The sequence below is a fragment of the Haloarcula quadrata genome, assembly GCF_003634715.1.
GTDB lineage: Archaea > Halobacteriota > Halobacteria > Halobacteriales > Haloarculaceae > Haloarcula > Haloarcula marismortui.
In genome coordinates this window covers 249,810-272,579 of sequence record NZ_RBWW01000001.1, presented here as the reverse complement: position 1 = coordinate 272,579, position 22,770 = coordinate 249,810, and the positions used below count along the sequence as shown (strand labels likewise).

Genomic DNA, 22,770 nt, shown 5'->3' with positions numbered 1-22,770 from the left:
TTTTGAACAGATGAAAAGACGAAATTATATTGCCAGCCTGGGGAGCGGTCTCACGCTGCTGGCCGGGTGTGCTACGGGAGAAGGGAGCGGTGAGGGCGAGACGAACCCGACAGCGACGGAGACGGAAACCGCCACCGACACGCCGACACCGACGCCGACACCGGAGCCTGACCCGAAAGCAGTCATCACCGATGCAGGGTTGATCCGAGAACGGGGCCGGTACACCGATCTGGCACGGAGTATTACTGGCGTTGGCCTTGGCGGCGAGGCTATTGTCGGGATGGAATACAACCTCCCGATCAAAGACGGTGCCGTATCGGCTATTGCTCAGGCAACAGTGTACGACGACGCCGGCACCCAGATCACCCAGTCGTCGATGGATGTCGACAGAGTTGTACAGGACGAATCGGAGTTCATCTCACGGCAGGGGTGGTTCGCGGTCGAAACAGATGACTGGACCACCGGGAGCCACACGGTAGAACTGGTCATCAACGCCACAAACTACGGGACAACCAGTGACCCAATGTCCGTCGAGTTTGATGTCGTTAAGCCACTGGGTCCCGAGGATGTCGAACTTGAACTGGTCGAGAAACCGACGACCATCAGGGTAAACAAGGAGTTTGACCTGACGTACAACATCCGGAATGTGAGTGACAGGGACTCGAGCCTCGTCGTGGACACAGTATTCATCGATCATCAAGAGCTAGAAGGAATTGAACTCGAACGGGACATCACTGGGAACATCCCGAAGGGTGGCCGGGAGCAGTTCGACGAAGCAGACCTCTCATTCAGAGTGGCCGGCGAGTTCACATACCAGATTCCGGAACTCGACGTAGAGTTCCCGTTCACGATTAAACCGCCGAAATAGCACGCCTCACTCCATCTTCTCGAACGTCGTCTCGGCCCACTGGACGGCGTAGTCAGCGCCGTACTCCAGATAGGCCTCGGTGTCGAGTGCGGCAAACGGCGCGGGCAGGTCGAGACCGTGCTTGACGCCGCTGCAGGCGAGTTCGGCGGCCGCGGCGAACTCCGTCTGGCCCTGTGCAATCTCGCTGGGGAGGTCTTCGAGGCGGGGTTGCAGGCGCTCGCCGGCGTCGTCCCACGCCGCGTACAGATCTGGATAGTCGTCGGCCCAGTCGCCGAACTCCGCACGGGTCTGGAGCCCGAGGTACGCCGTGTACACCGCCGCTGCGAGCTGGTATCGGGCGTTCGCATCGAGGTGGTCCTCTGTGGCAGCCACGAACTCCGGGTACTGTTCGCCGAAAAAGCCCAGAAAGTGCTCGGGTTCGTCGAGGCTGACCTCGACGAGCGCCTCCGCGACGAGAAACGAGACGAAGTCGTCCGGCGAGGTCTCCAGCCGCGGTTTGACGAACACGCAGGGCGGAACCGTCTGGCGCGTCCAGGCGACGCCGCCGTCGCCGGGCATCCCGATGGTGAGGTCATTCCCGATGTACTCCTGTAGCACCTCTGGCGCTGTGGTCGGGAGCCACGCACCGTCGTAGGAAATCTGGTCGAGGCTGTCGGTCACCAGCAGGAGTTCCTCGGCGACTGCAGGGTCCAGTGTCTCGAAGTCACGGTTGCAGTTCAGTACGAGCGTCTCGGGGGCGTAGGCCGCACGTACTGCCGGCAGATCGCCGGTCAGTGAACGCTCGGTGAACATCTACGCCGAGAACAGGACGAGGTTGATGATGATGCCGACCGACAGTAGTGCCGACACGCCGATTGTTCCGAGGACGATTTTTGTGGCCTTGCTCATGCCAATGAGTATCTCGGGCCAGACATTAAAACTTGAGAAACGATTTTCGGGGTCCAAAGTGAGTGTTGAGTATGCGCCGCGAACGCACTTCGACGGGCACCGCCTGGGAACAGCAGGTTGGCTACTCGCGGGCGATACGCACTGGTGATACCGTCCGTGTCGCCGGCACCATCGCTACGGATGACGGCGGGGAGGTCGTCGCGCCGGGTGACCCGTACGAACAGACGAAACACGCCTTCGGTATTGTTTCGGACGCACTGACAGCCCTCGATGCCGCTATCGAGGACGTGGTCCAGACCCGGATGTATGTCACCGACATCGACGATCAGGAACGGGTCGGCGAGGCCCACAGCGAGTTCTTCGGCGACGTTCGTCCCGTGGCGACGATGGTCGAAGTGAGCGGGCTGGCCACACCAGAGGCCGCTGTCGAGGTCGAAGCCGTCGCAGAAGTCGAGTAAGGCGCTGGGCGACTCTCTCCGCGATTACTTGTCAGTCCTGCCGACACCCGCGCGGCGGGCGACGGAACGCCACTTCCCGGAGCGGAACCGACCGACATTGACAGCGGCTTTTAAGTAGAAATCGCCGATCAGCGCGGCGAAGATAGCCGGCAGGCCGAGTCCCAGCCCCGGAGAGAACGAAACGCCGATGACGGGGATCGGTATGACGAACGCCGTCGGCAATGCGAGCGCGGCGACCGGGAGGCGGTAGCAGTAGCTTGCAAGCACGGTCCCGTACAGCGGCCACCGGGTGTCACCAGCACCCCGAAGGCTTCCGCGCATCGTCCGTGACATCGAGAAGCCAGCGACGAGCAGTCCGAAGACGCGGACAAACGTTGCCGCCAAGTCCGGGTAGGCGGTCCCGAACAGGGACACGATGGGGCGGGCGAACACCACGAGGAGCAGCGCGACGGCCAACTGGACCGCGAGTGCGACACCGAGCGACTGCCAGCCGTACGCCGTCGCTTCCTTCGGGTCGTCCGCGCCCAACGACTGTCCGACCAGCGTCGACGCAGCGGTCGCATAGCCCCACGCCGGCATCAGCGCGAGCAGCATGACCCGGCGGCCGATGGCGTAGGCCGCGAGCGTCGGGGTGCCGAGCACGCCGAGAATGAACAGAAACGGGAATCGACCGAACGTCTGGAGCAGGCGCATTCCCGACAGCGGGAGCGCAACACGGACGAGTTCGGTCAGCAGGCCGAGGTCGAACTGCTTGCCACCGAGCGGGAGCGCCGTCGCGTACCGACCGGAGGCCAACAGTCCGAAGAAGATGACTGCGGCGAGCGTGTTCGCTGCGACGGTCCCCCACGCAGCTCCCGCGATTCCCATCGGTGCAATCGGTCCAAAGCCGAATATCAACACGCCGTTGAGCACGACGTTAGTCGGCACGGTCAGCAACCGGACGTACATCGGCGTCCGCGTGTCGGCGCTCCCCGCGAGGGCACGAGCGGCGACCATACTCCAGAACCGCGGCACCATCGACAGCATCACAATCGCGAGATACGTTGCGCCGTACTGTATTGCGGCCGGGTCATCGGAGAGAACGTCGAGCAGCGCAGTCGGATACACCCACGCGACAGCAGTCAGTGGCAACGATAGCACGATTGCAAGCCACAGCGACTGCTTGACGGCTAGATTTGCCCGGTCCGGCTGGCCGCTCCCCTGCAGGCGGGAGACGACGCTAATTGTGCCAGAGGAGACTGCGAGTGCAAGTCCGAACCCCACGAAGTAGTACTGAAATCCCAGTTCGAGACCGGCCAGCGCGGCGTCGCCAAGTGCCAGACCGACCATCAGAAAGTCCGCGAGCCGCAGCAGGATTCGTAGGCCGCCCGTGACCATCACCGGCGCGGCCAGGTCCGTCGCCTTAATGGCCCGGTCCCGGTCGACAGCATCCAATCTGGAGAGCGCGACCGGGACGGTGCGTACCAGCCGGCGGAGGGCGTCGCCGAGCACAGTTGTGCCACGGCGAGCAGGCAAACGTAGCTTACGACTTCGATACCCCGTAGGATTGCACACAGCGCTTATCTATGCAAATCCCTTTCTATGGCTATGGATCAATCCGCCTCTAGACGGTCGTTTTTGACCGGTGTCGGGGCTGCTGCCACCGCCGGGCTTGCCGGGTGTACAGGCCTCGGATTCGGGGACCAGACGTTGACGATGATCGACTGGGGGTACGTCTACAGTAACGACGTCATCGAAGCCTTCGAGGAGCGCCACGGGGTGACGGTGGAGCGACAGGCCGCACAGGGGTCGGCCGAGACGCTCGCGCAGTTGCGGGCCGGACGAGCCGATTACGACCTGGTGCCGCTTGGCAACTACGCGGTGACGCCGGCGATGGAAGAGGGCTACCTCCAGCCGCTCGACCTCGACCAGGTGCCGGCATACGACGACGTGTTCGACTTCCTGAAAGCGGATTACTTCGAACAGGACGGCGAAGTGTACGGGATTCCCCGGAGCTTCGGCCAGACGCCGCTCGCCGTCAATACTGACATCGTCGAGCAGGACGTCACCGCGCTGGCTGACCTCTGGACCGAACCGCTCGCCGGCGTCGTCGGTGGTCGCGACGACGCGCGGCTACAGGTCCTGTACCGAAACGCCGCGAAAGGCGAGCCGCTCAACCCGACACGTGCCGACGACGTGGACTTCGATTCGCTCCGGACCGACCTCATCGACCGACTGGAACTGACTTCCGGGCTCTGGAACAACGGAGGCGAGTCAGAACAACTGCTCCGCAGTGAGGAGGTCGGTGTCCAGCCGGTCTGGAACTACGTCATCCAGTCGATGCAGTCCGACGGTATTCCCGTCGAGCGGGTTTATCCCTCTGAGGGAACGAAAGCGTGGTTCATCCAGCACTGTATCCGAGACGGTGCGGAGAACCCCGAGCTGGCACACACTTTCATTCAGGAGTGGCACACGCAGATGGGCTACAAGTCGCTGATGGAACCGAGCAATATCGCCGTCCCGAACGAGCAGGTATTCTCTGAACAGGACGTCGAGAAGGCGGCGTACGGACTCGACGACCCGGACCAGTTCATCTACGAGGAACCGAAACCCCAGCCGCTCATTGAACAGTACACTGAGACGTGGAACCGGGCAAAGACGGAGGCTGATCTGTAGTGAATGCGCTCGCTGTCGACGGTCTCGGCAAGACCTTCGACGGAGCGCCTGCCGTCGACGATATCTCGCTGACTGTCGAGCAGGGGGAGTTTTTCTCGCTCATCGGACCGTCCGGCTGCGGCAAGACGACGACGCTCCGGATGCTTGCTGGCCTCCTTACGCCGGACTCGGGACAGGTGCTGCTCAATGGACAGGACGTGACGGACCGACCCGCCCGCGAGCGAGCGACGAACATGGTGTTTCAGGACCTCGTCCTGTTCCCCCATATGAGCGTCGCGGAGAACGTCGGCTACGGGCTGGCCCGAAGTGGTGTTACAGAGCCGGAGCGCGGACAGCGCGTTGAGGACGCTCTGGCACTGGTCAATCTGGCGGGATTCGGCGACCGTGACCCGTCTGACCTCTCTGGCGGCCAGCGCCAGCGGGTCGCACTGGCCCGGGCGCTGGTCAACGACCCGGCGATACTGCTGCTTGACGAACCGCTTGCGTCACTCGACCGGGCGCTTCGGGAAGATATGCAGGCGGAGTTCCGCCGGATACAGCGCGACAGCGACACGACCTTTCTGTACGTCACACACGATCAAGAGAGCGCGATGAGTATGTCCGACAGAGTCGCCGTGATGCGGGACGGACGCATCGTCAACGTTGGCCCGCCTCGACAGCTGTACACGGACCCACAGACCCGGTTCGTCGCGTCGTTTCTCGGTGACGCCACGTTGCTAGACGGCGACGTTATCCGCCGCGAGGGTCCCGACGTTGTTGTCCAGACCGGTGCTGGACCACTTCGGACCGACGCAGACGCAGCGAGCTACGCCGTGGGCGACACGGTGACGGTCGCAGTCCGACCGGAAGCAGTGACGCTCGGCGGCGGCGACCTGACTGGCACCGTCACCGACGTCGCGTACAAGGGCTTCTACGAGGAAGCGACCGTCGATTGCAGCGGTGCGGAACTGGTCGTCCGACGCGAACGCAACACGGCGGCACCGGACACCGCAGCATCCGCTGACGGCGGCACAGACCTCCCGTTCCGCGTCGGCGAGACCGTCGAACTGGGCGTGAGCCGGGCTGTTCTCGTCAGAGATGAGCGTCGCTAACACACCCGGTCGGCTCCGGGACTGGCTCGTCGCTGGCAGCCCGCTCTTACTGGCACTGGCACTGGGCGTGTTTCCGCTCCTGACGCTGTTCGTCGAGAGCATCGGCCCCGGCCTCGGCGGCGAGAACTACGCGGAGGTGCTGTCGCCCCTGTACCGCGGCGCACTGCTGTACTCTATTGGCGTCGGTGTCGGCGTCACTGCTGTCTGTCTCGCAGTCGCGTATCCGATTACGTACTGGATTGCCCACCGGTGTCCGGACCGGTACCGGCTCATCGCGCTGGTCTCAGTGACGTTGCCGCTGTGGCTCAATTACGTAGTGCTCAACTACGCCTGGGTGTGGATTCTGGCCCGGGGCGGCGTGGTGAACCGAATCCTCGTCGGGACAGGCCTCCTCGATTCGTCCCTTGACCTCCTGTACAACAATATCTCGATGGGGATCGGGTTCGTGTACATCTACCTTCCGTACGTCGTCCTGACGATGTATGTCTCGATGGAGCGGCTCGATTACCAGCTCATTGAGGCCGCACGAGACCTCGGCGCGAGTGATGTCCGGGTGTTTCTCGACATCGTGCTCCCGCGAACGCTTCCCGGCGCGGCGGCGGCGACGCTCATCGTCTACGCACGCATCGCCGGGGCGTTTGCGACCCCGGAAATACTCGGCAGTCCCGGGAACGTCATGATTGCACGGCTCGTCGTTCAGGCGTTTCGGCAGTACACGAACTACGGGTTCGCGGCGGCGCTATCGTTCGTGTTCCTGCTGCTGGTGCTTGGAACGCTCGGGCTCGGGGCGCTTTCGCCGCGAGTCAGACGGGAGTTACGACAATGGTGAGCCGCGTCACGCGGCTGGCTGAACGCGGGGCTGGCCGGCTCCCGGGCATCGTTGTTGCGCTGACGCTCGTGTTTCTGTACACCCCTGTTCTCGTCATCGGGTATCTGTCGCTCTCACCGGCCGGCCAGCCGACGATTCCCATCGACGCGTTCTCGCTGCGGTGGTACACCGCAGTTCTGACTGACACACGGTTCATCCGGGCGCTACTGACGAGCCTCGGCATCGGCGTCGTCACAGCTACTGGTGGGACTGCGCTGGGGCTGGCCGGCGCATACGTGATCGTTCGGAGTCAGCTCCCTCAGCTTGCCCGTCGAAGCATCGCCGTGATTATCGCCCTGCCGCTGTTCGTTCCAACCGTTGTTGTTGCGTTTGGTATCGGGCGCGCCAGTGCGCTCGTCGGCCTCGGCTACGGCTACCTTCCGGTCATCCTCGGCCATCTGTTCTGGGTACTCCCGTTCACGACGTTTCTCATCGCCGCCCGCTACGCGGAGCTAGACGACCGTCTTTCGGCTGCAGCCCGCGACCTCGGTGCCGACGACCGGACTGTGTTCCGGACGATCACAGTCCCGCTGTTGTGGCCGGCACTGATGGCGAGTGTACTGTTCGCGTTCGCGCTCTCGTTCAACGAGTTCCTCATCACGTTCTTCCTCGCCGGGTCGAGCGTGACGACGGTCCCGCTGGAGATATTCGGCAAGGTCAGAATCGGTGCCACGGCCTTCCTGAACGCGGCGAGCGTGCTCGTTATCGTTGTCAGCGCTGTGGCGGCCGGCGTGGCTTCGACGCTGCGCCGTCCTGTGTGAGCGGTTCCAGCCCCCAGTCGGCTCCCTGAACCGGCGGCACGCTTTTGTCACCGAGCACCGAGCGCCGAAGTGATGCCAGCTATCGAAGTCGGTGAAACGTTCACCGAAACTCGGACGTTTCGACCCGAAGATGTCGACCAGTTCGCCGCTCTCTCCGGAGACGACCAGCCCCGCCACACGGAACCCGATGGGGACGGCCGGCGGATGGTTCAGGGGTTGCTCACCGCGTCACTGCTGACCAGTATCGGCGGCGACCTCGAAGTGCTTGCCTCGCGGATGGACCTGCAGTTCCAGCGCCCGGTGTACACCGGTGAGACGCTGGTCTGTGAACTAACAGTTGTGAGCGCTGACCCGCATACCGATGGTGGCGTCGCTCTTGTGGGCGATGTGGCTGTCCGGCGAGTCAATCGCGACGATGACTCTGGTCAGGCTGACACAGCCGCCCCGAACTCGGCAGATAGTGCTCCCGCCGGAACCGTCGTGCTTGAAGCGACCGTCGAAGGACTAATCAGGGAATGAGCTGTTCGCCGTCGTCATCGTAGATCGTGATGGCGTCGACCGGACAGGTCCGGGCCGCGAACTTTGCGTCCAGTTCGGCGTCGTCTGGGACCTCCCGAACAAACACGTCCTCGTCCTGTTCCTCACTGTCCGCCAGCACCGCTTTGCCGGCGTCCTCGTCGCGCTCGAAGGCGTCCCACTCCGCGACACACTGGAACATCCCGATACAGGTGTCATAGTCATATTCGACTCGCATACCCTGTGTTGGCCGCTCGCGGGCAAAGGCGTTCCCCTTGGCACTCGATGCGCCAGCGAGTTGATGCGGTTGCAGTGCGACAGTTTAAATCGGGGCAGGACCCAAGCGGGGTGTAATGGACGTTGCGGACCTGCCGGGCGTGCCCGAGTGGCTCCCGGACCACCTGCGCGACGACGGCATCGAAGAGCTGTACCCGCCACAGGCCGAGGCCGTCGAGGCCGGCGTCACCGAGGGGGAGAATCTGGTCGCGTCGATTCCGACGGCGAGCGGAAAGACCCTCATCGCCGAGCTAGCGATGCTTTCATCGGTTGCTCGCGGCGGGAAAGCGCTGTACATCGTTCCACTGCGAGCGCTGGCCAGCGAGAAGCAGGCCGACTTCGAGGAGTTCGAACAGTACGGCCTCGATATCGGTGTCTCGACGGGGAACTACGAGTCCGAGGGCGGATGGCTCGCCGACAAGGACATCGTTGTCGCCACCAGCGAGAAAGTGGACTCGCTGGTCCGCAACGACGCGCCTTGGATCGAGGACCTCACCTGTGTCGTCACCGACGAGGTCCATCTGGTCGACGACGGGGAGCGAGGGCCGACACTGGAGGTGACGCTGGCGAAACTCCGGCGGCTCAACCCCGACCTGCAGACCGTCGCGCTGTCGGCGACCATCGGCAACGCCGAGGCGCTGGCGACGTGGCTCGACGCGGGGCTCGTCGACTCGGACTGGCGGCCCATCGACCTCCAGAAGGGGGTCCACTACGGGCAGGCACTCCATCTCGAAGATGGGAGCCAGCAGCGGCTCTCGGTACAGAACAACGAGAAGCAGACGGCGGCCATCGTCCGCGATACGCTGGAAGACGACGGGTCGACGCTGGTGTTTGTCAACTCCCGGCGTAACGCCGAGGCGGCAGCGGGCCGGCTAGCGAACACGGTTCGGCCCCACCTCAGTACCGAGGAACGGGACCAGCTGGCCGACATTGCCGAGGAAATTCGGGATGTGAGCGACACGGAGACGAGCGACGACCTCGCGGACGCCGTCGCGGACGGGGCGGCGTTCCACCACGCCGGACTCTCCCGGGGCCACCGCGAACTCGTCGAGGACGCCTTCCGAGACCGGCTGGTGAAGGTCGTCTGTGCGACGCCGACGCTCGCGGCCGGCGTCAACACGCCCTCCCGGCGCGTTGTGGTCCGCGACTGGCGGCGCTACGACGGCTCGGCCGGCGGGATGGCCCCGCTGTCCGTGCTCGAAGTCCATCAGATGATGGGCCGAGCTGGCCGCCCGGGGCTCGACCCCTACGGCGAGGCGGTCCTCATCGCGTCCAGCCACGACGAAGTGGACGAACTGTTCGAGCGCTACGTCTGGGCCGACCCGGAGCCGGTCCGGTCGAAACTCGCGGCCGAACCGGCACTGCGGACTCACATCCTCGCGACGGTCGCCTCTGGCTTCGCACGCTCCCGCAAGGGACTGCTTGAGTTCCTCGAACAGACGCTGTACGCCAGCCAGACCGACGACAGCGGCCAGCTCGAACGCGTTGTCGACGACGTGCTCACGTACCTCCAGCGCAATGACTTCTTAGAAATCGAAGCTGGCGAACTCGACGCTACCTCGCTGGGCCACACCGTCTCGCGGCTCTATCTGGACCCGATGAGCGCCGCGGAAATCGTCGACGGCTTGCGCGACTGGGAGCGGGGAGCAAGCGACAGCACGTCGGCGAGCGGGTCGCCGGCTGACGCGCAAGCGGAGCCGCCGGCTGACAGCGGCTTCACGACCGCTAGTGAACTGGCCGAGGACGCTGACGAGAGCGACGCCGACAGGGACCCGGACGATATCTCCGCGCTGGGCCTGTACCATCTCGTCTCGCGGACGCCGGATATGTACCAGCTGTATCTCCGCTCGGGCGACCGCGAGGAGTACGAGATGGAGCTGTTCGAGCGCGAAGAAGAGTTGCTCGGCCCCACGCCGTCGGAGTTCGAGGAGGGCCGCTTCGAGGACTGGCTCTCGGCGCTGAAGACCGCCAGACTGCTCGAAGACTGGGCCACGGAGGTCGACGAGGCCACCATCACGGAGCGGTACGGCGTCGGCCCGGGGGACATCCGCGGGAAGGTCGAGACGGCCCAGTGGCTGCTCGGGGCCGCTGAGTCGCTGGCCAGCGAGGTCGACCTGGACGCCGCACGGGCCATCAGCGAGGCCCGCATCCGTGTCGAACACGGCGTGCGCGAGGAACTGGTTGACCTGGCCGGCGTCCGCGGCGTCGGCCGCAAGCGCGCCCGCCGGCTGTTTCAGGCCGGTATCACCGACCGCGCACAGCTCCGGGACGCGGACAAAGCCGTCGTGCTGGCGGCGCTTCGGGGCCGCCGGAAAACGGCCGAAAACGTGCTCGAAAACGCCGGCCACCGTGACCCGTCGATGGAAGGCGTCGAGCCCGCGCCCGACGTGTCTGTCGACCTCAACGATGGTGCAGACGGGGACGCAAGCGCCGAATCGACAGCCAACGACGACCAGGCCAGTCTGGGTGATTTCTGATGCGGGTCGTCGAAGGCACTGCTGAAATTGACGACGTGGGCACCTTCGTCGAGACGCTCAGTGCAATCGGTGACCGCTACGGCGTCACGGTGCAGGCGTTCGACGCCCGCTACGTCGTGGACCGCGCCCATCTTCAACTGGCTGTCGAACTCGCGACCCGGGCTCACGACCGGAGCGACGCCATCGCCGAAGATTTCGGCGTCGAAATCCTGCTGTACGCGGCCGGTCGCCGCCAGATCAACCGCGCGCTGACGATGGGCGTCAGCGAGGGGGCCTGTCCCGTCGTCGCGGTCATCGTCGACCACGAACGGATGGATACCCACGTAGGAAAAAGCGAACAGAACGGTATCGAGGCAGCTGAAGACGACGTTCGTGAGGAGCTTACCGCGATGTCCACCTTAGGCGAGTACGACCCCGACCGCATCCGGTCGTTTTTCGACGTGACGGACACTGAGCTCGCTGCGACAGCCGGCGACCTTCCCGACGCCGTTCGGGAGCGTGTGGCGTTGCTCCCGGTCGAGAAGTAACGGCAGTATTTTTGCCGACGGATGTGTTAGTTATGCACATGGACCCACAGCGGACGGCACGGCAGCGGGCCAGTGAGCGCGCCCGCCGGGTTGCGGCAACGGTCGACCGCACCACCGGTGCGGCCGCGTATCCGGTCCGCGTGGAGGAACTGGCAGACGAATACGGCAGCGCCGACCCGCCCGTCGAGGACTTCTCAGCCGCAATCGAGCACTGCACCGACGGCGAGTTCGACTCGCCGACGGAAGTCCGGGCGGCAATTCAGCAGGTGACACCGCCGAACAGCGCCCGTAGCGAGGCGACGTTCGACGAGCGCGAGCAGTCGTGACCGCGTTGGAGACGCCGGTGTCTATCGGTGGCGTCGAGGTTCCCAACCGGCTGTATCGCGCACCGGTACTGGAGTGTGCAGGTAACGGTGAGACCGCCGTCAACACACTCATCGACGAACTTGAACCGACGGCAGCCTCCGGTGTTGGCCTCCTCTTTCAGGGGGCAAGCATCGTCACCGACCGCGGCGGCTGTGCCGCGCCGAACATGACGCGGGTCCACGACCCGGCCTTCGTCGAGCGCCTCGAACGGCTTACCGGGACGATTCACGACCACGGCGGTCGCATCTTCCTCCAACTGGCCCACGGTGGCCTCCGGAGTATGGCGACGTGGCACGCCGAGTACCGCCGCCAGCATCCGGACCAGCGCCAGCTCGCCGTCAGCCGCCCGCCGTGGCAGCTCCAGATGCTTGACCGGCTTGGCCTGATTTCGCTCCAGCCGGATGTGCTCTCGACAGAGGAGGTATGGGCCCTGGCCGAGCAGTTCGGGCGCTGTGCCGGCTACGCCGTCGAGGCGGGATACGACGGCATCCACCTTTCTGCGGCGAACATGAGCCTTATCCAGCAGTTCCTCTCGCCGTTTTACAACCGTCGGAACGACCAGTTCCGGGACGGCGTCCGCTTCCTCGAAGCAATCCACGACGCCGTTCGGGAACACGCCGGCGACGTGCCGCTGGTCACGAAGGTCCCAGCTGAGACCGCTGCGCCGAGTTTCGTTCGACAGCATCTCACTCGGAGGGATGGCGTGGCTATCGCGACGCGAGCGGCGGCCATCGGCTATGACGGCCTTGTTCCGGTCGAGGTGTCCCCGTTCTGGGACATGAGCATTGTCCGTGGTGCGTTTCCGGACCGGGCCTGGGACGCGAGTGACCTGCAGGACGACTACGCAGCAGTCTTCGGCGGCCGACTACGAGCGCGTGCCGTTCAGTTGCTTAATCGCCTGCAAGCCCGCCGTTTCAGCCGCGACCCGGGCTGGAACGCCGGCTTCTGTCGAGCGGTGCGCGAGCGTGTGGACGTACCGGTTCTGCTGGAGGGCGGTCTTCGAACGCGTGCCGACTGTGACCGGTATCTCGGAGCGACTGGAGCGACCCCCGCCGCTGACGCGGTTGGGATGGCCCGCCCGTTCTACGCCGAACCCCGACTCGGCGCCCGCCTGCTTGACGGCGCAGACGCGCTGTGTGAGAGCTGTAACAACTGTACCATCCCGCAGGTCACCGGCGAACCGGGCCGCTGTCGAACGCCGGCTATCGTCCGCGAGCAGGCTCGACTCCGGCGGGACGGCGCCTACGAGCGAACTGAGTAACCGGCCCCCGATACTGCCGCCACCGTCACTGAGCCGATACAAAGGCTCATACGCGCTCGGTCCCGAACGAGTGCCGATGACTACAGGGATTTCGTCCGAACGCGTCGAGCTGTCCGTCGACGGCGAGGACGTTGACATTCACTACCGGACTGGCGGCGAGGGGCCGCCGATGGTGTTCCTTCACGGTATCGGGCTAGACGCTGCGACCGTCTCGTGGCGACACGCACTGCCCGCACTCGCGCCGGAGCGAACGGTGTATGCGCTTGACCTGCCGGGCCACGGCGACAGTGACAAGCCTGACCGCACGTACACGACCGACTACTATCTTGAGACGCTGTCCGAGTTTCTCGACGCGCTCGCCATTGAGGAACCCGCGCTAGCTGGCCTCTCGATGGGCGGCGCAGTTGCGCTCGGCCACGCGCTTGACGGCGGCCCCGTCGAACGGCTGGTGTTAGTCGACAGCTACGGGCTGGGTGCCGACGCCTACTGGCGAACGGCGGCCAGCAGTGTCTTACAGACGCCGATACTCGGCAATATGCTCTGGCAGGGCGTGGGGTCGTCCCAATCAGCTATCCGGAACAGCCTCCGAAGCATGGGTCCCGGTGAGCCGCCCCAGCAACTGGTCGAGGATGTCGATAGCGCTGTCGACCGACAGACCGTCCGGGCGATGCGGCGCTGGCAGCGCAGCGAGTTCCGGTGGTCTGGCTTCCGGACGGACTACTCCGACCGGTTAGCAGAACTAGACGTGCCGACGATGCTGATTCACGGGGCCGTCGACCCACTGCTCCCCCGTCGATGGTCCGAGCAGGCTGCTGGGACAGTCACTGACAGCACGCTGAAAATCTTCGAGAACTGCGGGCACTGTCCGCCGCGGGAACATCCCGACCGTTTCAACCGGGCCGTTCGAGCGTTCTGCTGACTACTCTGGCAGGTCATCGATGAGGACGACCGCTTCGCCGTCGATGACAACTTCGTCGTCTGCGAGGACGCGCGTGGTCAGCCGGTACTGTTCGTCGCCGAGGTCTTCGACGATCTCACATTCGGCGGTGAGGCGGTCGCCGATACGGACTGGGTTGTGGAACTCCAGATCCTGTGAGAGATAGATCGTCAGCCCTGGCAGGCGTGCCAGCGCTGCGCTGATGAGGCTTCCGACGAGCGTCCCGTGGACGATACGGCCGCGGAAGCGCGTCTGCTCCGCGAACTCGTCGTCAAGATGGAGCGGGTTCGTGTCGCCGCTCGCGGCGGCGAACTGCTGTACGTCGTGCTCCGAGATCGTTTTCGTGAAATCGACGTGGTCGCCGACGCCGAGGCGGCCAGGGTGCTCCTCAGAAATCGAGACGTGCCATTCCGGGAGGTCTTCGTCCGGTTCGATACGTTCTGCGGGCGTTACGCCGTTCTCCTCCTCCTGCTGGACGCCGAACGCGGCGAACGCTGCCCGGTTAGCTGCGACGACGCTGTTGAACATATGTGACGATGTTTCAGTCCATGTGTCTAACAGCGGGTTTCGTGGCGATTCAGAACTCATCTGTTCTGGTAATTTATTGGTCGGAGTATTAAACCTTGGTGTTGGGTTTCGCTTCAGCTGTCGGTAAACGCCGTCTAACGGGCGTCAGACGCGTATTTGGGGTTCCAGTTATCGGTGCTGCAGGGCGTAGCACGCCCATCGACGCCGCTTAACCGCTAATACCATTCTATACCATTCAATGGTACTCAGTGGTTTTCTGCGGAAGGTTTATATTGTTGAGGAGAGTACATGTAGATGACCGATGGCCGACGAGGATGATGGCCTGATGTGGCCTCCGATGTTCAAGGGGATGCAACAGGCGAGCGAGAATGCGATGGAACAGCAACAGCAGCTGATGAAACAGATGTTCGCCAGCGGTGGCATGCCGAGTTTCGATATGAATCAGCTCGGTGCTATGAGCCAGATGGCGACGTTCAAGACCCGCGTGCAAAGCGGGGGTCGGATCAGTATCCCCGATGCGGAGCGAGAGGCGCTGGGCATCGATGAAGGCGATATCGTTCAAGCCGTCGTCCTCCCGGTCACTAACAACAACAGCGAGTAACCCAACAATGGTAGACTACACAACCCCCGTCACGACAGCCTTCGAGATGCAGCGCGCAACGATTGAACAGAGCCAGAAGGCGCTCGAACAGAGCGTTTCCTTCCAGCAAAACGTCAACAGCGCGGTTATCGACAGCCTCGACACACAGGAGTCGGCGCAGCGCCGCGGTGTCGAGCTTCAGCAGACCGCGTTCCACAGCTACCTTGACGCGATGGCGTCGACGATGCCCGGCATGACCGAAACTGTCGAGCAGATCCGCGAGACCGTCGACGAGCAGTTCGACTTCCTGCTTGAGAACCACGCCGAGGTCTTCGACAACATGGAAACTGAACTCGAAGAGGGCGTCGACACCTACGACGAGATGACCGACGAGTACGTCACGGCCGTCAACGATCAGGTCGATATGCTCGTCGAGGCCCACGAGGAACTCGAAGCGCAGTCCGTTGAGGCTGCCGAACAGTTCGGCGAGCAGCTCGAAGAAGTGCAGGAGCAAGTCGAAGAGATTCAGGAGCAGGTCGAGGAAGTGCAGGCCGAAGCCGCCGACGCTGTCGACGTCGAAGCGTAAGTACGACAGTCGGTTTTTTTGTGCGCCCGCCGCCGAGGTACTATTATGAGTAATACAAACAACATTCAGGAGGAATGGACGGAGATGGTTGAGGAGATAAACAATGCGGTCGCTGACTCGATGGAGCAGAACATGAAGGCCCAGGCGGCCTTCGTGGAGTCGTGGGCCGATGCCGTCGAAGATACGATCCCGGAGCAGGATGACCTTGCCGACGGGATGGACGGCTACAACCGCGCCTACGAGGAGTGGATGGACGCCGCAGAGCAGATGGTCGAACGCTCGACCGACGCCGCACAGGGCGAGGACGTCGACCCGGCCGAGTTCCGTGACATCTGGCTGCAGTCCGCAAACGAGGCGTTCAAGCACGTCATGGGCACCTCGGCCTTTGCGGCCGCCAACGGCCAGCTCGTCGAGTCGATGATGGAGATGCAACAGGAAGCGGACGACCTGAGCCAGGACACGCTGGAACAGCTCGGCTTCCCAACGCGCAACGACGTCGACGAAATCGCTGAGCGGCTCATCGAGCTTGAGCGCCGCCAGCACGCGGTCGAACAGAAGCTTGACCGCGTTCTCGAACACTTAGAAGAATAACCATGTCCAGCAACCCCTTCAATCCGTTCGAGGCCGCGCTCAACTGGCAGCGAAAGACGCTGGAGAACATGACCGACGCCGCTGAGACCAGTCAGGTCGCCGACGAGCGACTGGAGCTGATGGAGTCCGTCGACGTCGGCCAGACGCCCAGTAACGTCGTCTACGAGGAGAACAAGCTCGAACTCCTCCACTACGACGCCGAAGCCGCTGGCATTGAGGTGCCGGACGAGGAGAAGGAAGACGTTCCGATACTCATCGTTTACGCGCTCATCAACCGACCGTACATCCTTGATCTGCAGGAGGAGCGGTCAGTCGTCCGACGCCTGCTTGAGGCGGGCCACGACGTGTATCTCATCGACTGGAACGAGCCGTCGCGGCTTGACCAGCACCTCACTCTCGATGACTACGTTAACCGCTACATGGACAACTGCGTCGACGTGGTCCGCGACCGCTCCGGGCAGGACGCGATCAACATCCTCGGCTACTGTATGGGCGGCACGATGTCGGTGATGTACACCGCACTCCACAAGGAGAAGGTCAACACCCTGGGCCTGATGGCCGCCGGACTGTGCTTCGACCACACTGGCGGCGTCCTCGAAGAGTGGGGCTCCGAGGAGTACTACTCCCCGCAGGATGTCGTCGACACGTTCGGCAACGTCCCCGCGGATATGCTCGACATCGGCTTCGCGCTGATGGACCCGGTCGAGAACTACGTCACGAAGTACATCCGGTTCGCGGAGAACATGGAAAACGAGGGCTTCGTCGAGAACTTCGGCCGGATGGAGCAGTGGCTCGGTGACGGTATCGACGTCGCCGGCGAGGCCTACGTTCAGTTCCTCGAAGACGTGTATCAGGACAACAAACTCTATCGGAACGAACTGGAACTCGACGGCAAGCACGTCGATCTGGACAACATCGATATGCCCGTCCTCCAGCTCATGGGTGAGTACGACCACCTCATCCCGCCGGAGGCCTCCAAGCCGTTCAACGATGTCATCGCCAGCGACGACACGCGAACCATCGAGTTCTCGACGGGCCACATCGGTCTCTCCGTCTCGTCGTCGACCCACGCTGACCTCTGGCCCGAGGTCGCCGAGTGGTACTCCGAGCGCAGCAAGGGGAGCGAGGAAGTCGATATCGAGGTCGAGTCCCCCGAAGCGGCCGAAGACGACGCGGTAGACCAGTCGGAACTCACCGACATCGACGTTGACGCGACCGACGATGTCGATGCTGACGCTACCGAAGACGATGCGACCGACGAACCCGCTGACGTGGATAGCGTCTCCGGTATCGGCCCGACCTACGCCGAACGGCTGCACGACGCCGGCATTCACAGCGTCGCGGACCTGGCCGAGTACGACGCGGCCGACCTGGCCGACATCGCCGAAACCACCGAGTCCCGCGCGCAGGACTGGCTCGACCAGCTGTAATCCGGCGCTGTTTTTCTGTTTCCCGCTCCACGAGTAGCTATGCGCGTTTCTGTCATCGGCGGCTCGACAGTCACCGACGAACAGTACCAGCAGGCACGCGAGGTTGGGCGACGACTCGGTGAGCACGGCCACGATGTCGTCTGTGGCGGCCTCACCGGCGTGATGGAGGCGGCCTGTCGGGGCGCGAGCGAGGCCGGCGGTCACACTGTCGGTATCCTCCCTGGCGAGCGCCGGGCCGCCGCAAACGACTACGTCCAGACCGCCATTGCGACGGGACTCGGAAACGCCCGCAACGCTCTCGTCGTGATGAACGGCGCGGCCGTCATCGCGGTCGACGGCGGCACCGGGACACTCTCTGAACTTGGCCACGCCCTCGACATAGACCGGCCGGTCGCTGGGCTCGGAACGCACCGCCTTGACAGCCCGGTCGGCGACGCTATCGAACACGTCGACACCCCTGCCGAGGCTGTCGCATACGTTGAGTCTGCCGTGCAGTAGCCGCTGTTTCAGTCGAGTAGCCGCCGCAGTATCGCCGCAACAATGAGGTTCCCAACGCCAAGCAGCCTGACCCGACGACGGGCCCCGTCCTGTGGCGTGAACTCCACCGACAGCACCCAGCGATAGCCCAGCTGCGCCATCGACAGTAACAGCCCCGGAACGAGCAGATGAAGCGCGCCCGCTAGTGCTGTTCCGACCCACAGCAACCGCCGTTCGGTCCGTGTCAGGTCCATACCGACTCAAAGGGATACGTCGGTTTGACCGTGGCGTCTACTTCGTGATAGTAGGATTCTTAGGGGCGAGACGGCGTTCACCGCGGCTACGCTATTGTCATAGCGTCGTTATCCACCTATACTGAAAAGAAAAATAGAGAATCGCACCGATTCTTCACGAGGTCGACGGGCGAGGCAGGCATCCGCGGCCGAAGGCCGCGGTTCTCGGAATCGCCGCAAAGCGGTGATTCCGCCTTTTTCGCCAATGTGGCTTGCCTCGCGGGTCACTTCGTTCCCCGCTCGGCAGTTCGGAGACTTCGCTCCGCTCGTCTCCTACATCATGCCGCCCATACCGCCGCCCATGCCGCCCATGCCGCCGCCCATTCCGCCGGGCGCGCCGCCTGGGCCGCCAGGTCCGCCTTCGTCCTCGTCGTCGTCGCCCTGGCCACCCTTGAGGTCGCCAGCAGCGATGACGTCATCGATGCGGAGGATCATGACGGCTGCTTCGGTTGCGCTTTCGACAGCCTGGGTCTTGACACGGAGGGGCTCGACGACGCCGTCCTCTTCCATGTCGACGACCTCACCGGTGTAGGCGTCAAGCCCGGAGGTGACTGCGCCACCGTCGTGCTTGCTGCGGAGGTCGACCAGCGAGTCGATCGGGTCGAGACCGGCGTTCTCCGCGAGGGTGCGCGGGATGACGTCGATGGCGTCGGCGAAGGCCTCGACGGCGAGCTGTTCGCGCCCACCGACGGAGTCGGCGTGGTCGCGCAGGCCGAGTGCGAGCTGCGTCTCGGGGGCACCGCCGCCGGGCAGGACCTTGCCGTCCTCCAGCGTGGCGGCGACGACGCCAAGCGAGTCCTCGATGGCGCGCTCGACTTCGTCGACGACGTGTTCGGTGCCGCCGCGGAGAATCATCGTGACAGCGCGGGCGTCCTCGACGTCCTCGACGAAGATGCGCTCGTCGCCAGCGATGTCCTTCTGGGCAACGGAGCCGGCGAAGCCGAGGTCGTCGGCTTCGATGTCGTCGATGTTCGAGATGATGCGCGCGCCGGTCGAGCGCGAGAGCGCCTCGATGTCGGACTTCTTTGCGCGGCGAACAGCGAGGATGCCTTCCTGTGCGAGGTAGTGCTGGGCCATGTCGTCGATGCCCTTCTGGCAGAAGACGACGTCAGCACCGGCCTCGGCGAGCTGGTCGACCATTTCCTTGAGCTGTTCCTCTTCCTGGTCGAGGAACTGCTGGAGCTGGTCGGGGTCGGTGACGTTGACTTCGGTGTCGAGTTCCGTTTCCGGAACCTCGATGGCCGTGTCGAGCAGGGCCACGTCGGCGTCCTCGACGGCGAACGGCATGTTGTCGTGGACGCGTTCCTTGTCGACGATGACGCCTTCGACGAGTTCGGACTCATCGGTTGCGCCGCCGACGACGGTTTCGATCTGGATGTTGTCGGTGTCAACGCTGCCGTCGTCGTCGACGACGGACTGTGCGGCGCGGACGACGAGCTCGGCGAGGACGTCCTTGGAGGACTCCGCGCCCTTGCCGGTCATCGCGGTCGCGGCGACCTTCTCGAGGGTCTCCGTGTCGTCGGCGTCGACGTCGATGGCGTTGTCTTCGAGGATTTCCTTGGCTTTCTCGGCGGCCTGGCGGTACCCCTGGGCCAGGATGCTGGCGTGGATGTCCTGGTCGAGGAGTTCCTCGGCCTTCGAGAGGAGTTCGCCGGCCATGACGACCGCCGTGGTCGTGCCGTCGCCCACTTCGTCTTCCTGGGTCTGGGCGACCTCGACGATCATGTTGGCGGCGGGGTGCTCGATGTCCATCTCGTCGAGGATGGTGACGCCGTCATTCGTGACGACGACCGAGCCCGAGTTGTCGACGAGCATCTTGTCCATGCCCTTCGGACCCAGAGTCGTCCGAACGGCCTCGGCGACGGCCGTCCCGGCCGTGATGTTCATCGACTGCGCGTCCTTTCCGGATGTCCGCTGGGACTCCTCGGAAAGTACAATCATGGGCTGGTTGCCCATCTGCTGTTGAGCCATAGTCAAACGATGATTGAATGTGCTTCTATATAAAAGCCACGGTGGCCGTCGGTGTATCGCCCTATTACACGCCACACTCGACGGTGTGACACCGTGTAACGTGGGTGGTTTATATACCCGTTTATTGCCGCTTAGCGGCCCATTCCGAACCGACGGTGGCGTAGTTCCGGCGTAATCTGGATGCGAGAGATGTCCTGCCCGGTCCGGTACCAGACGAACGCCGCCCTTGTGAACAGTTCACGACACTCGATGCGGACTTCCCGGGGATTGCCATCGGTCCGCTCGTGGATATCTTCGATTGCGGCCCGGGTGAACAGGTCTGGGGCCTGCCCCTCGTAGGGTTCGTCTCGGAAGTACGCCAGCGAGCGGGCGGCGTACTCAGCTACGTCGTCCGGCGAAAACGGGTCGATACACTCATAATATCGCAGCCGGGAGTCGAGTGTCCCGCGAATCTCCGCCACCCGCCGTTTCCCTTCCGGTGTGCCGGTGAGGAACAGCCGAACGCCGGCGTCGCCGGCCACCTGCAGCGGCGACAGCAGGTCCGCCTCAAGCACTTCAATTTCGTCGACGACCAGTAAGAGCGTCTTGCCGTCCTCGCGCACGCGACGAACGATTTCGTGAACAGCGTCTTTCGCTTCAGCGGTCGCCCATGGAATTCCGTCACGAACCTGCGAGTAGCTACGCTGGTCAATGGAGTAGCCCGCGGCGTAGGCGGCTGTCAGAACCGTCTGGTACAGTTTCCGGGGCGTTGTCTCACGGGGATTGTCCAGATGCGTGATGACAAAACCCTCGCGTTTCGAGAGGTCCCGCAGCACGATTTCTCGGAAGGCGGTCTTTCCGGTGCCGTAGGGACTCACTAACCCGATGTGCTGGTCCTGCAGGAGCCAGGACGTGACCTGATTCAGCATCTCGGTGTCGTGGCGGACGTACAGCGGTTCGGGCATATGGTCCAGCCCGGCTTCCTCGGTAAACGGGAGGTCTGTCACGGTGTCGGCCGTGCCGCCCAGCGCCTCGCCAAAGGCCAGCAGCCGCTGTTCGACCTCCTGTAGCTGGTCCAGTAGCACGCCGGCAGCGGCGCTCTCGGCACGTTCTTCTTTTTCGGACCGGAGCGATTCGAGGCGGTCCATTACCTCCGAGACCGACTGTCCCGCGCCGCTAGAACCCGGTTGCTCTGTGTCGTCCACCACGGCTATCTCTCTCAGCCTTACCCGTCCGGCGCGTTATATGTTACGCCCCGAATTTCGAGGAAGATAACGTGACCTGTCCGTCCTACCTAGAACGGCAGTGGAAACGGAACCGAGCCGTAGGCGTATCCTTCCATGCTGCCGTCCGGTCGAGCGCGGAACACGATAGTCGGCGAGTACCCCACGTCTGGCTGTTCGCCGTAGACCCGACGCCAGTCGTCGTCCGGGAAGGAACTGCAGTCCACCACGAGGACCGCACCGGGGTGGGCCGCTAGCTGGTCGCGTGTCTTCGCATCGCCGGACGCCTTCACCGCGCCGACGGCGGTGTCGACCTGCCGTCGGGACGGCGGCCGCGGGCGAGTGACCTCAACGAGCGTGTCTTCGACCCGGAAATCGACGGAGTGGCCGGAGTCCAGTTCGACCTCGGGCCTGATGTCGTTGCCCGCATCGACGAGCAGTTTGGCGACGTTGAACTCGCCCATCGTCGCCCGCATCCGCGAGAGGTCAAAGCCCTCGCTGGTCCCGAGTTTGCTCGCCATCGTGTAGCGGTAGTCGTCGAGTTCGCCGGTCGCGAGGAAGTCGTCGTAGAACGCCAGCCCGTCCGCCCGGTCGGCGTCCGGGAAGCCGCCGGCGTGGTCCCGGAAGAACGTCCGCGTCGACTCCCGGCCGTCTTTCGAGAGGAACACAGGCAGGAAAAAGTGCGCCAGCGTCTCGTACTCGGTGAGCCACGGGTCTTCGACCTCCAACTGTGCGAACAGTTCACGCTGGACCCACTCGCTGATTTCGTCTGGGACCTCGTCGAACGTGTACTTCTCCGTCCGCCACAGCGTCTCCGGGGTTTCGGTGTTACCGACCCAGTACGCCCGCTGGCCGTTCCAGCAAAACAGCGCCAGGTCGCCGTTGTCCATCTCCAGCCGGCGCGCAGCCCACCCCTCCGGCGGAGCGAACCACGGCCCGTTCATTGTCGCACCGAAGGTGTTCTGCAACGGTGTCAGCAGGTCTGTCCGGACCCGCTTCTCGCTCCATCGCTCGTTCGACCGCCGCAGGCGTAAGGGACCAGCCACAGGGTCGTGTAGACGGTCAGTGGTCTTGGGCGTTCCGCCCTATCGGAACGCCCTCGTTCGGCCCGCTCGACTGCTCTGTCGCCTGTATGGTGCGGTTTCTGGAACCACCGTTACATT

The 22,770-nt window shown here is 63.8% G+C and carries 26 protein-coding genes; 17 read left to right on the top strand and 9 right to left on the bottom strand.

Translation table 11 applies throughout. The features are described 5' to 3' along the window. Nucleotides 1-10: 10 nt before the first annotated feature. Entirely contained in the window at nt 11-868 is an 858-nt protein-coding gene (locus BDK61_RS01410) for a hypothetical protein (RefSeq protein ID WP_121303877.1), read from the top strand. A gap of 6 nt (nt 869-874) precedes the next feature. Here BDK61_RS01410 and BDK61_RS01405 read toward each other — a convergent pair whose 3' ends face one another. Together BDK61_RS01405 and BDK61_RS24450 are read right to left on the bottom strand one after the other, a co-directional pair. Continuing rightward, nucleotides 875-1,660 carry a DUF7089 family protein gene (locus tag BDK61_RS01405; protein WP_121302101.1) on the bottom strand — a complete coding sequence of 262 codons (786 nt, stop codon included), beginning with the start codon at nt 1,658-1,660 and terminating at the stop codon, nt 875-877. After that, nucleotides 1,661-1,756 (bottom strand): hypothetical protein, encoded by a 96-nt coding sequence (locus tag BDK61_RS24450; RefSeq protein ID WP_004960365.1) that lies wholly within the window; start codon nt 1,754-1,756, stop codon nt 1,661-1,663. Between the two features lie 71 nt (nt 1,757-1,827). Here BDK61_RS24450 and BDK61_RS01400 point away from each other — a divergent pair, with 71 nt between their 5' ends. Then, nucleotides 1,828-2,214, top strand: a complete 387-nt coding sequence (locus tag BDK61_RS01400; protein ID WP_121302100.1) for a RidA family protein — start codon at nt 1,828-1,830, stop codon at nt 2,212-2,214. Nucleotides 2,215-2,238: 24 nt separating this feature from the next. Here the strand turns inward: BDK61_RS01400 and BDK61_RS01395 are convergent, their stop codons facing one another. Further along, a complete protein-coding gene (locus BDK61_RS01395; RefSeq protein ID WP_121302099.1) occupies nt 2,239-3,705 on the bottom strand; it encodes an MATE family efflux transporter in 1,467 nt (488 codons plus the stop codon). A 96-nt stretch (nt 3,706-3,801) separates the two neighbouring features. Here BDK61_RS01395 and BDK61_RS01390 point away from each other — a divergent pair, with 96 nt between their 5' ends. From BDK61_RS01390 to BDK61_RS01370, 5 genes are all read left to right on the top strand, one after another. Continuing rightward, on the top strand, nt 3,802-4,869 hold the full coding sequence (locus BDK61_RS01390; RefSeq protein ID WP_229380410.1) for an ABC transporter substrate-binding protein: 1,068 nt from the start codon (nt 3,802-3,804) through the stop codon (nt 4,867-4,869). Further along, nucleotides 4,869-5,960: an ABC transporter ATP-binding protein gene (locus tag BDK61_RS01385; RefSeq protein ID WP_121302098.1), complete on the top strand. Its 1,092-nt coding sequence runs from the start codon at nt 4,869-4,871 to the stop codon at nt 5,958-5,960. The genes BDK61_RS01390 and BDK61_RS01385 overlap by 1 nt, the downstream gene beginning before the upstream one ends. Continuing rightward, on the top strand, nt 5,947-6,789 hold the full coding sequence (locus BDK61_RS01380; RefSeq protein WP_004960347.1) for an ABC transporter permease: 843 nt from the start codon (nt 5,947-5,949) through the stop codon (nt 6,787-6,789). Before BDK61_RS01385 ends, BDK61_RS01380 begins: the two co-directional genes overlap by 14 nt. Continuing rightward, complete coding sequence (locus tag BDK61_RS01375; RefSeq protein ID WP_004960342.1) at nt 6,783-7,589, top strand: ABC transporter permease; 807 nt, start codon at nt 6,783-6,785, stop codon at nt 7,587-7,589. Before BDK61_RS01380 ends, BDK61_RS01375 begins: the two co-directional genes overlap by 7 nt. Nucleotides 7,590-7,661: 72 nt before the next feature. Beyond that, nucleotides 7,662-8,108 (top strand): MaoC/PaaZ C-terminal domain-containing protein, encoded by a 447-nt coding sequence (locus BDK61_RS01370; protein ID WP_007187889.1) that lies wholly within the window; start codon nt 7,662-7,664, stop codon nt 8,106-8,108. Here BDK61_RS01370 and BDK61_RS01365 read toward each other — a convergent pair. After that, nucleotides 8,098-8,343, bottom strand: coding sequence for a ferredoxin (locus BDK61_RS01365; protein WP_004960333.1), 246 nt, complete (start codon nt 8,341-8,343; stop codon nt 8,098-8,100). The two genes, BDK61_RS01370 and BDK61_RS01365, sit on opposite strands and share 11 nt — an antisense overlap. A 115-nt stretch (nt 8,344-8,458) precedes the next feature. Between BDK61_RS01365 and BDK61_RS01360 the strand changes: the two genes are divergently transcribed. From BDK61_RS01360 to BDK61_RS01340, 5 genes are all read left to right on the top strand, one after another. Further along, nucleotides 8,459-10,858, top strand: a complete 2,400-nt coding sequence (locus BDK61_RS01360; RefSeq protein ID WP_121302097.1) for an ATP-dependent DNA helicase — start codon at nt 8,459-8,461, stop codon at nt 10,856-10,858. Further along, on the top strand, nt 10,858-11,385 hold the full coding sequence (gene cgi121, locus BDK61_RS01355) for a KEOPS complex subunit Cgi121 (protein ID WP_121302096.1): 528 nt from the start codon (nt 10,858-10,860) through the stop codon (nt 11,383-11,385). The genes BDK61_RS01360 and cgi121 overlap by 1 nt, the downstream gene beginning before the upstream one ends. Before the next feature lie 38 nt (nt 11,386-11,423). Beyond that, nucleotides 11,424-11,711: a hypothetical protein gene (locus tag BDK61_RS01350; RefSeq protein WP_007187892.1), complete on the top strand. Its 288-nt coding sequence runs from the start codon at nt 11,424-11,426 to the stop codon at nt 11,709-11,711. Then, nucleotides 11,708-13,012 carry an oxidoreductase gene (locus tag BDK61_RS01345; RefSeq protein ID WP_121302095.1) on the top strand — a complete coding sequence of 435 codons (1,305 nt, stop codon included), beginning with the start codon at nt 11,708-11,710 and terminating at the stop codon, nt 13,010-13,012. Before BDK61_RS01350 ends, BDK61_RS01345 begins: the two co-directional genes overlap by 4 nt. 76 nt (nt 13,013-13,088) lie before the next feature. Further along, a complete protein-coding gene (locus BDK61_RS01340) occupies nt 13,089-13,931 on the top strand; it encodes an alpha/beta fold hydrolase (RefSeq protein WP_121303876.1) in 843 nt (280 codons plus the stop codon). Here BDK61_RS01340 and BDK61_RS01335 read toward each other — a convergent pair whose 3' ends face one another. Next, nucleotides 13,932-14,477, bottom strand: coding sequence for a MaoC family dehydratase (locus BDK61_RS01335; RefSeq protein ID WP_121302094.1), 546 nt, complete (start codon nt 14,475-14,477; stop codon nt 13,932-13,934). Between the two features lie 301 nt (nt 14,478-14,778). Here BDK61_RS01335 and BDK61_RS01330 point away from each other — a divergent pair, with 301 nt between their 5' ends. The 5 genes from BDK61_RS01330 to BDK61_RS01310 are packed head-to-tail and all read left to right on the top strand — an operon-like array spanning nt 14,779 to nt 18,162. Further along, nucleotides 14,779-15,078 (top strand): AbrB/MazE/SpoVT family DNA-binding domain-containing protein, encoded by a 300-nt coding sequence (locus BDK61_RS01330; protein WP_004960320.1) that lies wholly within the window; start codon nt 14,779-14,781, stop codon nt 15,076-15,078. Nucleotides 15,079-15,085: 7 nt separating this feature from the next. After that, a complete protein-coding gene (locus BDK61_RS01325) occupies nt 15,086-15,643 on the top strand; it encodes a hypothetical protein (RefSeq protein WP_007187894.1) in 558 nt (185 codons plus the stop codon). Nucleotides 15,644-15,688: 45 nt separating this feature from the next. After that, entirely contained in the window at nt 15,689-16,234 is a 546-nt protein-coding gene (locus BDK61_RS01320) for a poly(R)-hydroxyalkanoic acid synthase subunit PhaE (protein ID WP_121302093.1), read from the top strand. Nucleotides 16,235-16,236: 2 nt separating this feature from the next. Continuing rightward, nucleotides 16,237-17,664, top strand: a complete 1,428-nt coding sequence (gene phaC / locus BDK61_RS01315; protein WP_121302092.1) for a poly(3-hydroxyalkanoate) polymerase subunit PhaC — start codon at nt 16,237-16,239, stop codon at nt 17,662-17,664. Nucleotides 17,665-17,703: 39 nt separating this feature from the next. Next, complete coding sequence (locus BDK61_RS01310) at nt 17,704-18,162, top strand: TIGR00725 family protein (RefSeq protein ID WP_004960312.1); 459 nt, start codon at nt 17,704-17,706, stop codon at nt 18,160-18,162. 8 nt (nt 18,163-18,170) lie between these two features. Here BDK61_RS01310 and BDK61_RS01305 read toward each other — a convergent pair whose 3' ends face one another. From BDK61_RS01305 to BDK61_RS01290, 4 genes are all read right to left on the bottom strand, one after another. Further along, a complete protein-coding gene (locus BDK61_RS01305) occupies nt 18,171-18,395 on the bottom strand; it encodes a hypothetical protein (RefSeq protein ID WP_011224494.1) in 225 nt (74 codons plus the stop codon). A gap of 312 nt (nt 18,396-18,707) precedes the next feature. Next, on the bottom strand, nt 18,708-20,390 hold the full coding sequence (gene thsA / locus BDK61_RS01300) for a thermosome subunit alpha (protein WP_049939188.1): 1,683 nt from the start codon (nt 20,388-20,390) through the stop codon (nt 18,708-18,710). Nucleotides 20,391-20,536: 146 nt separating this feature from the next. Continuing rightward, entirely contained in the window at nt 20,537-21,532 is a 996-nt protein-coding gene (locus BDK61_RS01295; RefSeq protein WP_121302091.1) for an AAA family ATPase, read from the bottom strand. A gap of 146 nt (nt 21,533-21,678) precedes the next feature. Beyond that, on the bottom strand, nt 21,679-22,653 hold the full coding sequence (locus BDK61_RS01290) for a DUF5784 family protein (protein ID WP_121302090.1): 975 nt from the start codon (nt 22,651-22,653) through the stop codon (nt 21,679-21,681). Nucleotides 22,654-22,770: the final 117 nt, after the last annotated feature.

Excerpts from the sequence above, each read along its gene's own strand:
- BDK61_RS01410 (WP_121303877.1), top strand. The coding sequence starts at position 11 with ATGAAAAGACGAAATTATATTGCCAGCCTGGGGAGCGGTCTCACGCTG.
- BDK61_RS01405 (WP_121302101.1), bottom strand. The coding sequence starts at position 1,660 with ATGTTCACCGAGCGTTCACTGACCGGCGATCTGCCGGCAGTACGTGCG.
- BDK61_RS24450 (WP_004960365.1), bottom strand. The coding sequence starts at position 1,756 with ATGAGCAAGGCCACAAAAATCGTCCTCGGAACAATCGGCGTGTCGGCA.
- BDK61_RS01400 (WP_121302100.1), top strand. The coding sequence starts at position 1,828 with ATGCGCCGCGAACGCACTTCGACGGGCACCGCCTGGGAACAGCAGGTT.
- BDK61_RS01390 (WP_229380410.1), top strand. The coding sequence starts at position 3,802 with ATGGATCAATCCGCCTCTAGACGGTCGTTTTTGACCGGTGTCGGGGCT.
- BDK61_RS01380 (WP_004960347.1), top strand. The coding sequence starts at position 5,947 with ATGAGCGTCGCTAACACACCCGGTCGGCTCCGGGACTGGCTCGTCGCT.
- BDK61_RS01375 (WP_004960342.1), top strand. The coding sequence starts at position 6,783 with ATGGTGAGCCGCGTCACGCGGCTGGCTGAACGCGGGGCTGGCCGGCTC.
- BDK61_RS01370 (WP_007187889.1), top strand. The coding sequence starts at position 7,662 with ATGCCAGCTATCGAAGTCGGTGAAACGTTCACCGAAACTCGGACGTTT.
- BDK61_RS01365 (WP_004960333.1), bottom strand. The coding sequence starts at position 8,343 with ATGCGAGTCGAATATGACTATGACACCTGTATCGGGATGTTCCAGTGT.
- BDK61_RS01360 (WP_121302097.1), top strand. The coding sequence starts at position 8,459 with ATGGACGTTGCGGACCTGCCGGGCGTGCCCGAGTGGCTCCCGGACCAC.
- cgi121 (WP_121302096.1), top strand. The coding sequence starts at position 10,858 with ATGCGGGTCGTCGAAGGCACTGCTGAAATTGACGACGTGGGCACCTTC.
- BDK61_RS01350 (WP_007187892.1), top strand. The coding sequence starts at position 11,424 with ATGGACCCACAGCGGACGGCACGGCAGCGGGCCAGTGAGCGCGCCCGC.
- BDK61_RS01340 (WP_121303876.1), top strand. The coding sequence starts at position 13,089 with ATGACTACAGGGATTTCGTCCGAACGCGTCGAGCTGTCCGTCGACGGC.
- BDK61_RS01335 (WP_121302094.1), bottom strand. The coding sequence starts at position 14,477 with ATGTTCAACAGCGTCGTCGCAGCTAACCGGGCAGCGTTCGCCGCGTTC.
- BDK61_RS01330 (WP_004960320.1), top strand. The coding sequence starts at position 14,779 with ATGGCCGACGAGGATGATGGCCTGATGTGGCCTCCGATGTTCAAGGGG.
- BDK61_RS01325 (WP_007187894.1), top strand. The coding sequence starts at position 15,086 with ATGGTAGACTACACAACCCCCGTCACGACAGCCTTCGAGATGCAGCGC.
- BDK61_RS01320 (WP_121302093.1), top strand. The coding sequence starts at position 15,689 with ATGAGTAATACAAACAACATTCAGGAGGAATGGACGGAGATGGTTGAG.
- phaC (WP_121302092.1), top strand. The coding sequence starts at position 16,237 with ATGTCCAGCAACCCCTTCAATCCGTTCGAGGCCGCGCTCAACTGGCAG.
- BDK61_RS01310 (WP_004960312.1), top strand. The coding sequence starts at position 17,704 with ATGCGCGTTTCTGTCATCGGCGGCTCGACAGTCACCGACGAACAGTAC.
- BDK61_RS01305 (WP_011224494.1), bottom strand. The coding sequence starts at position 18,395 with ATGGACCTGACACGGACCGAACGGCGGTTGCTGTGGGTCGGAACAGCA.
- thsA (WP_049939188.1), bottom strand. The coding sequence starts at position 20,390 with ATGGGCAACCAGCCCATGATTGTACTTTCCGAGGAGTCCCAGCGGACA.
- BDK61_RS01295 (WP_121302091.1), bottom strand. The coding sequence starts at position 21,532 with ATGGACCGCCTCGAATCGCTCCGGTCCGAAAAAGAAGAACGTGCCGAG.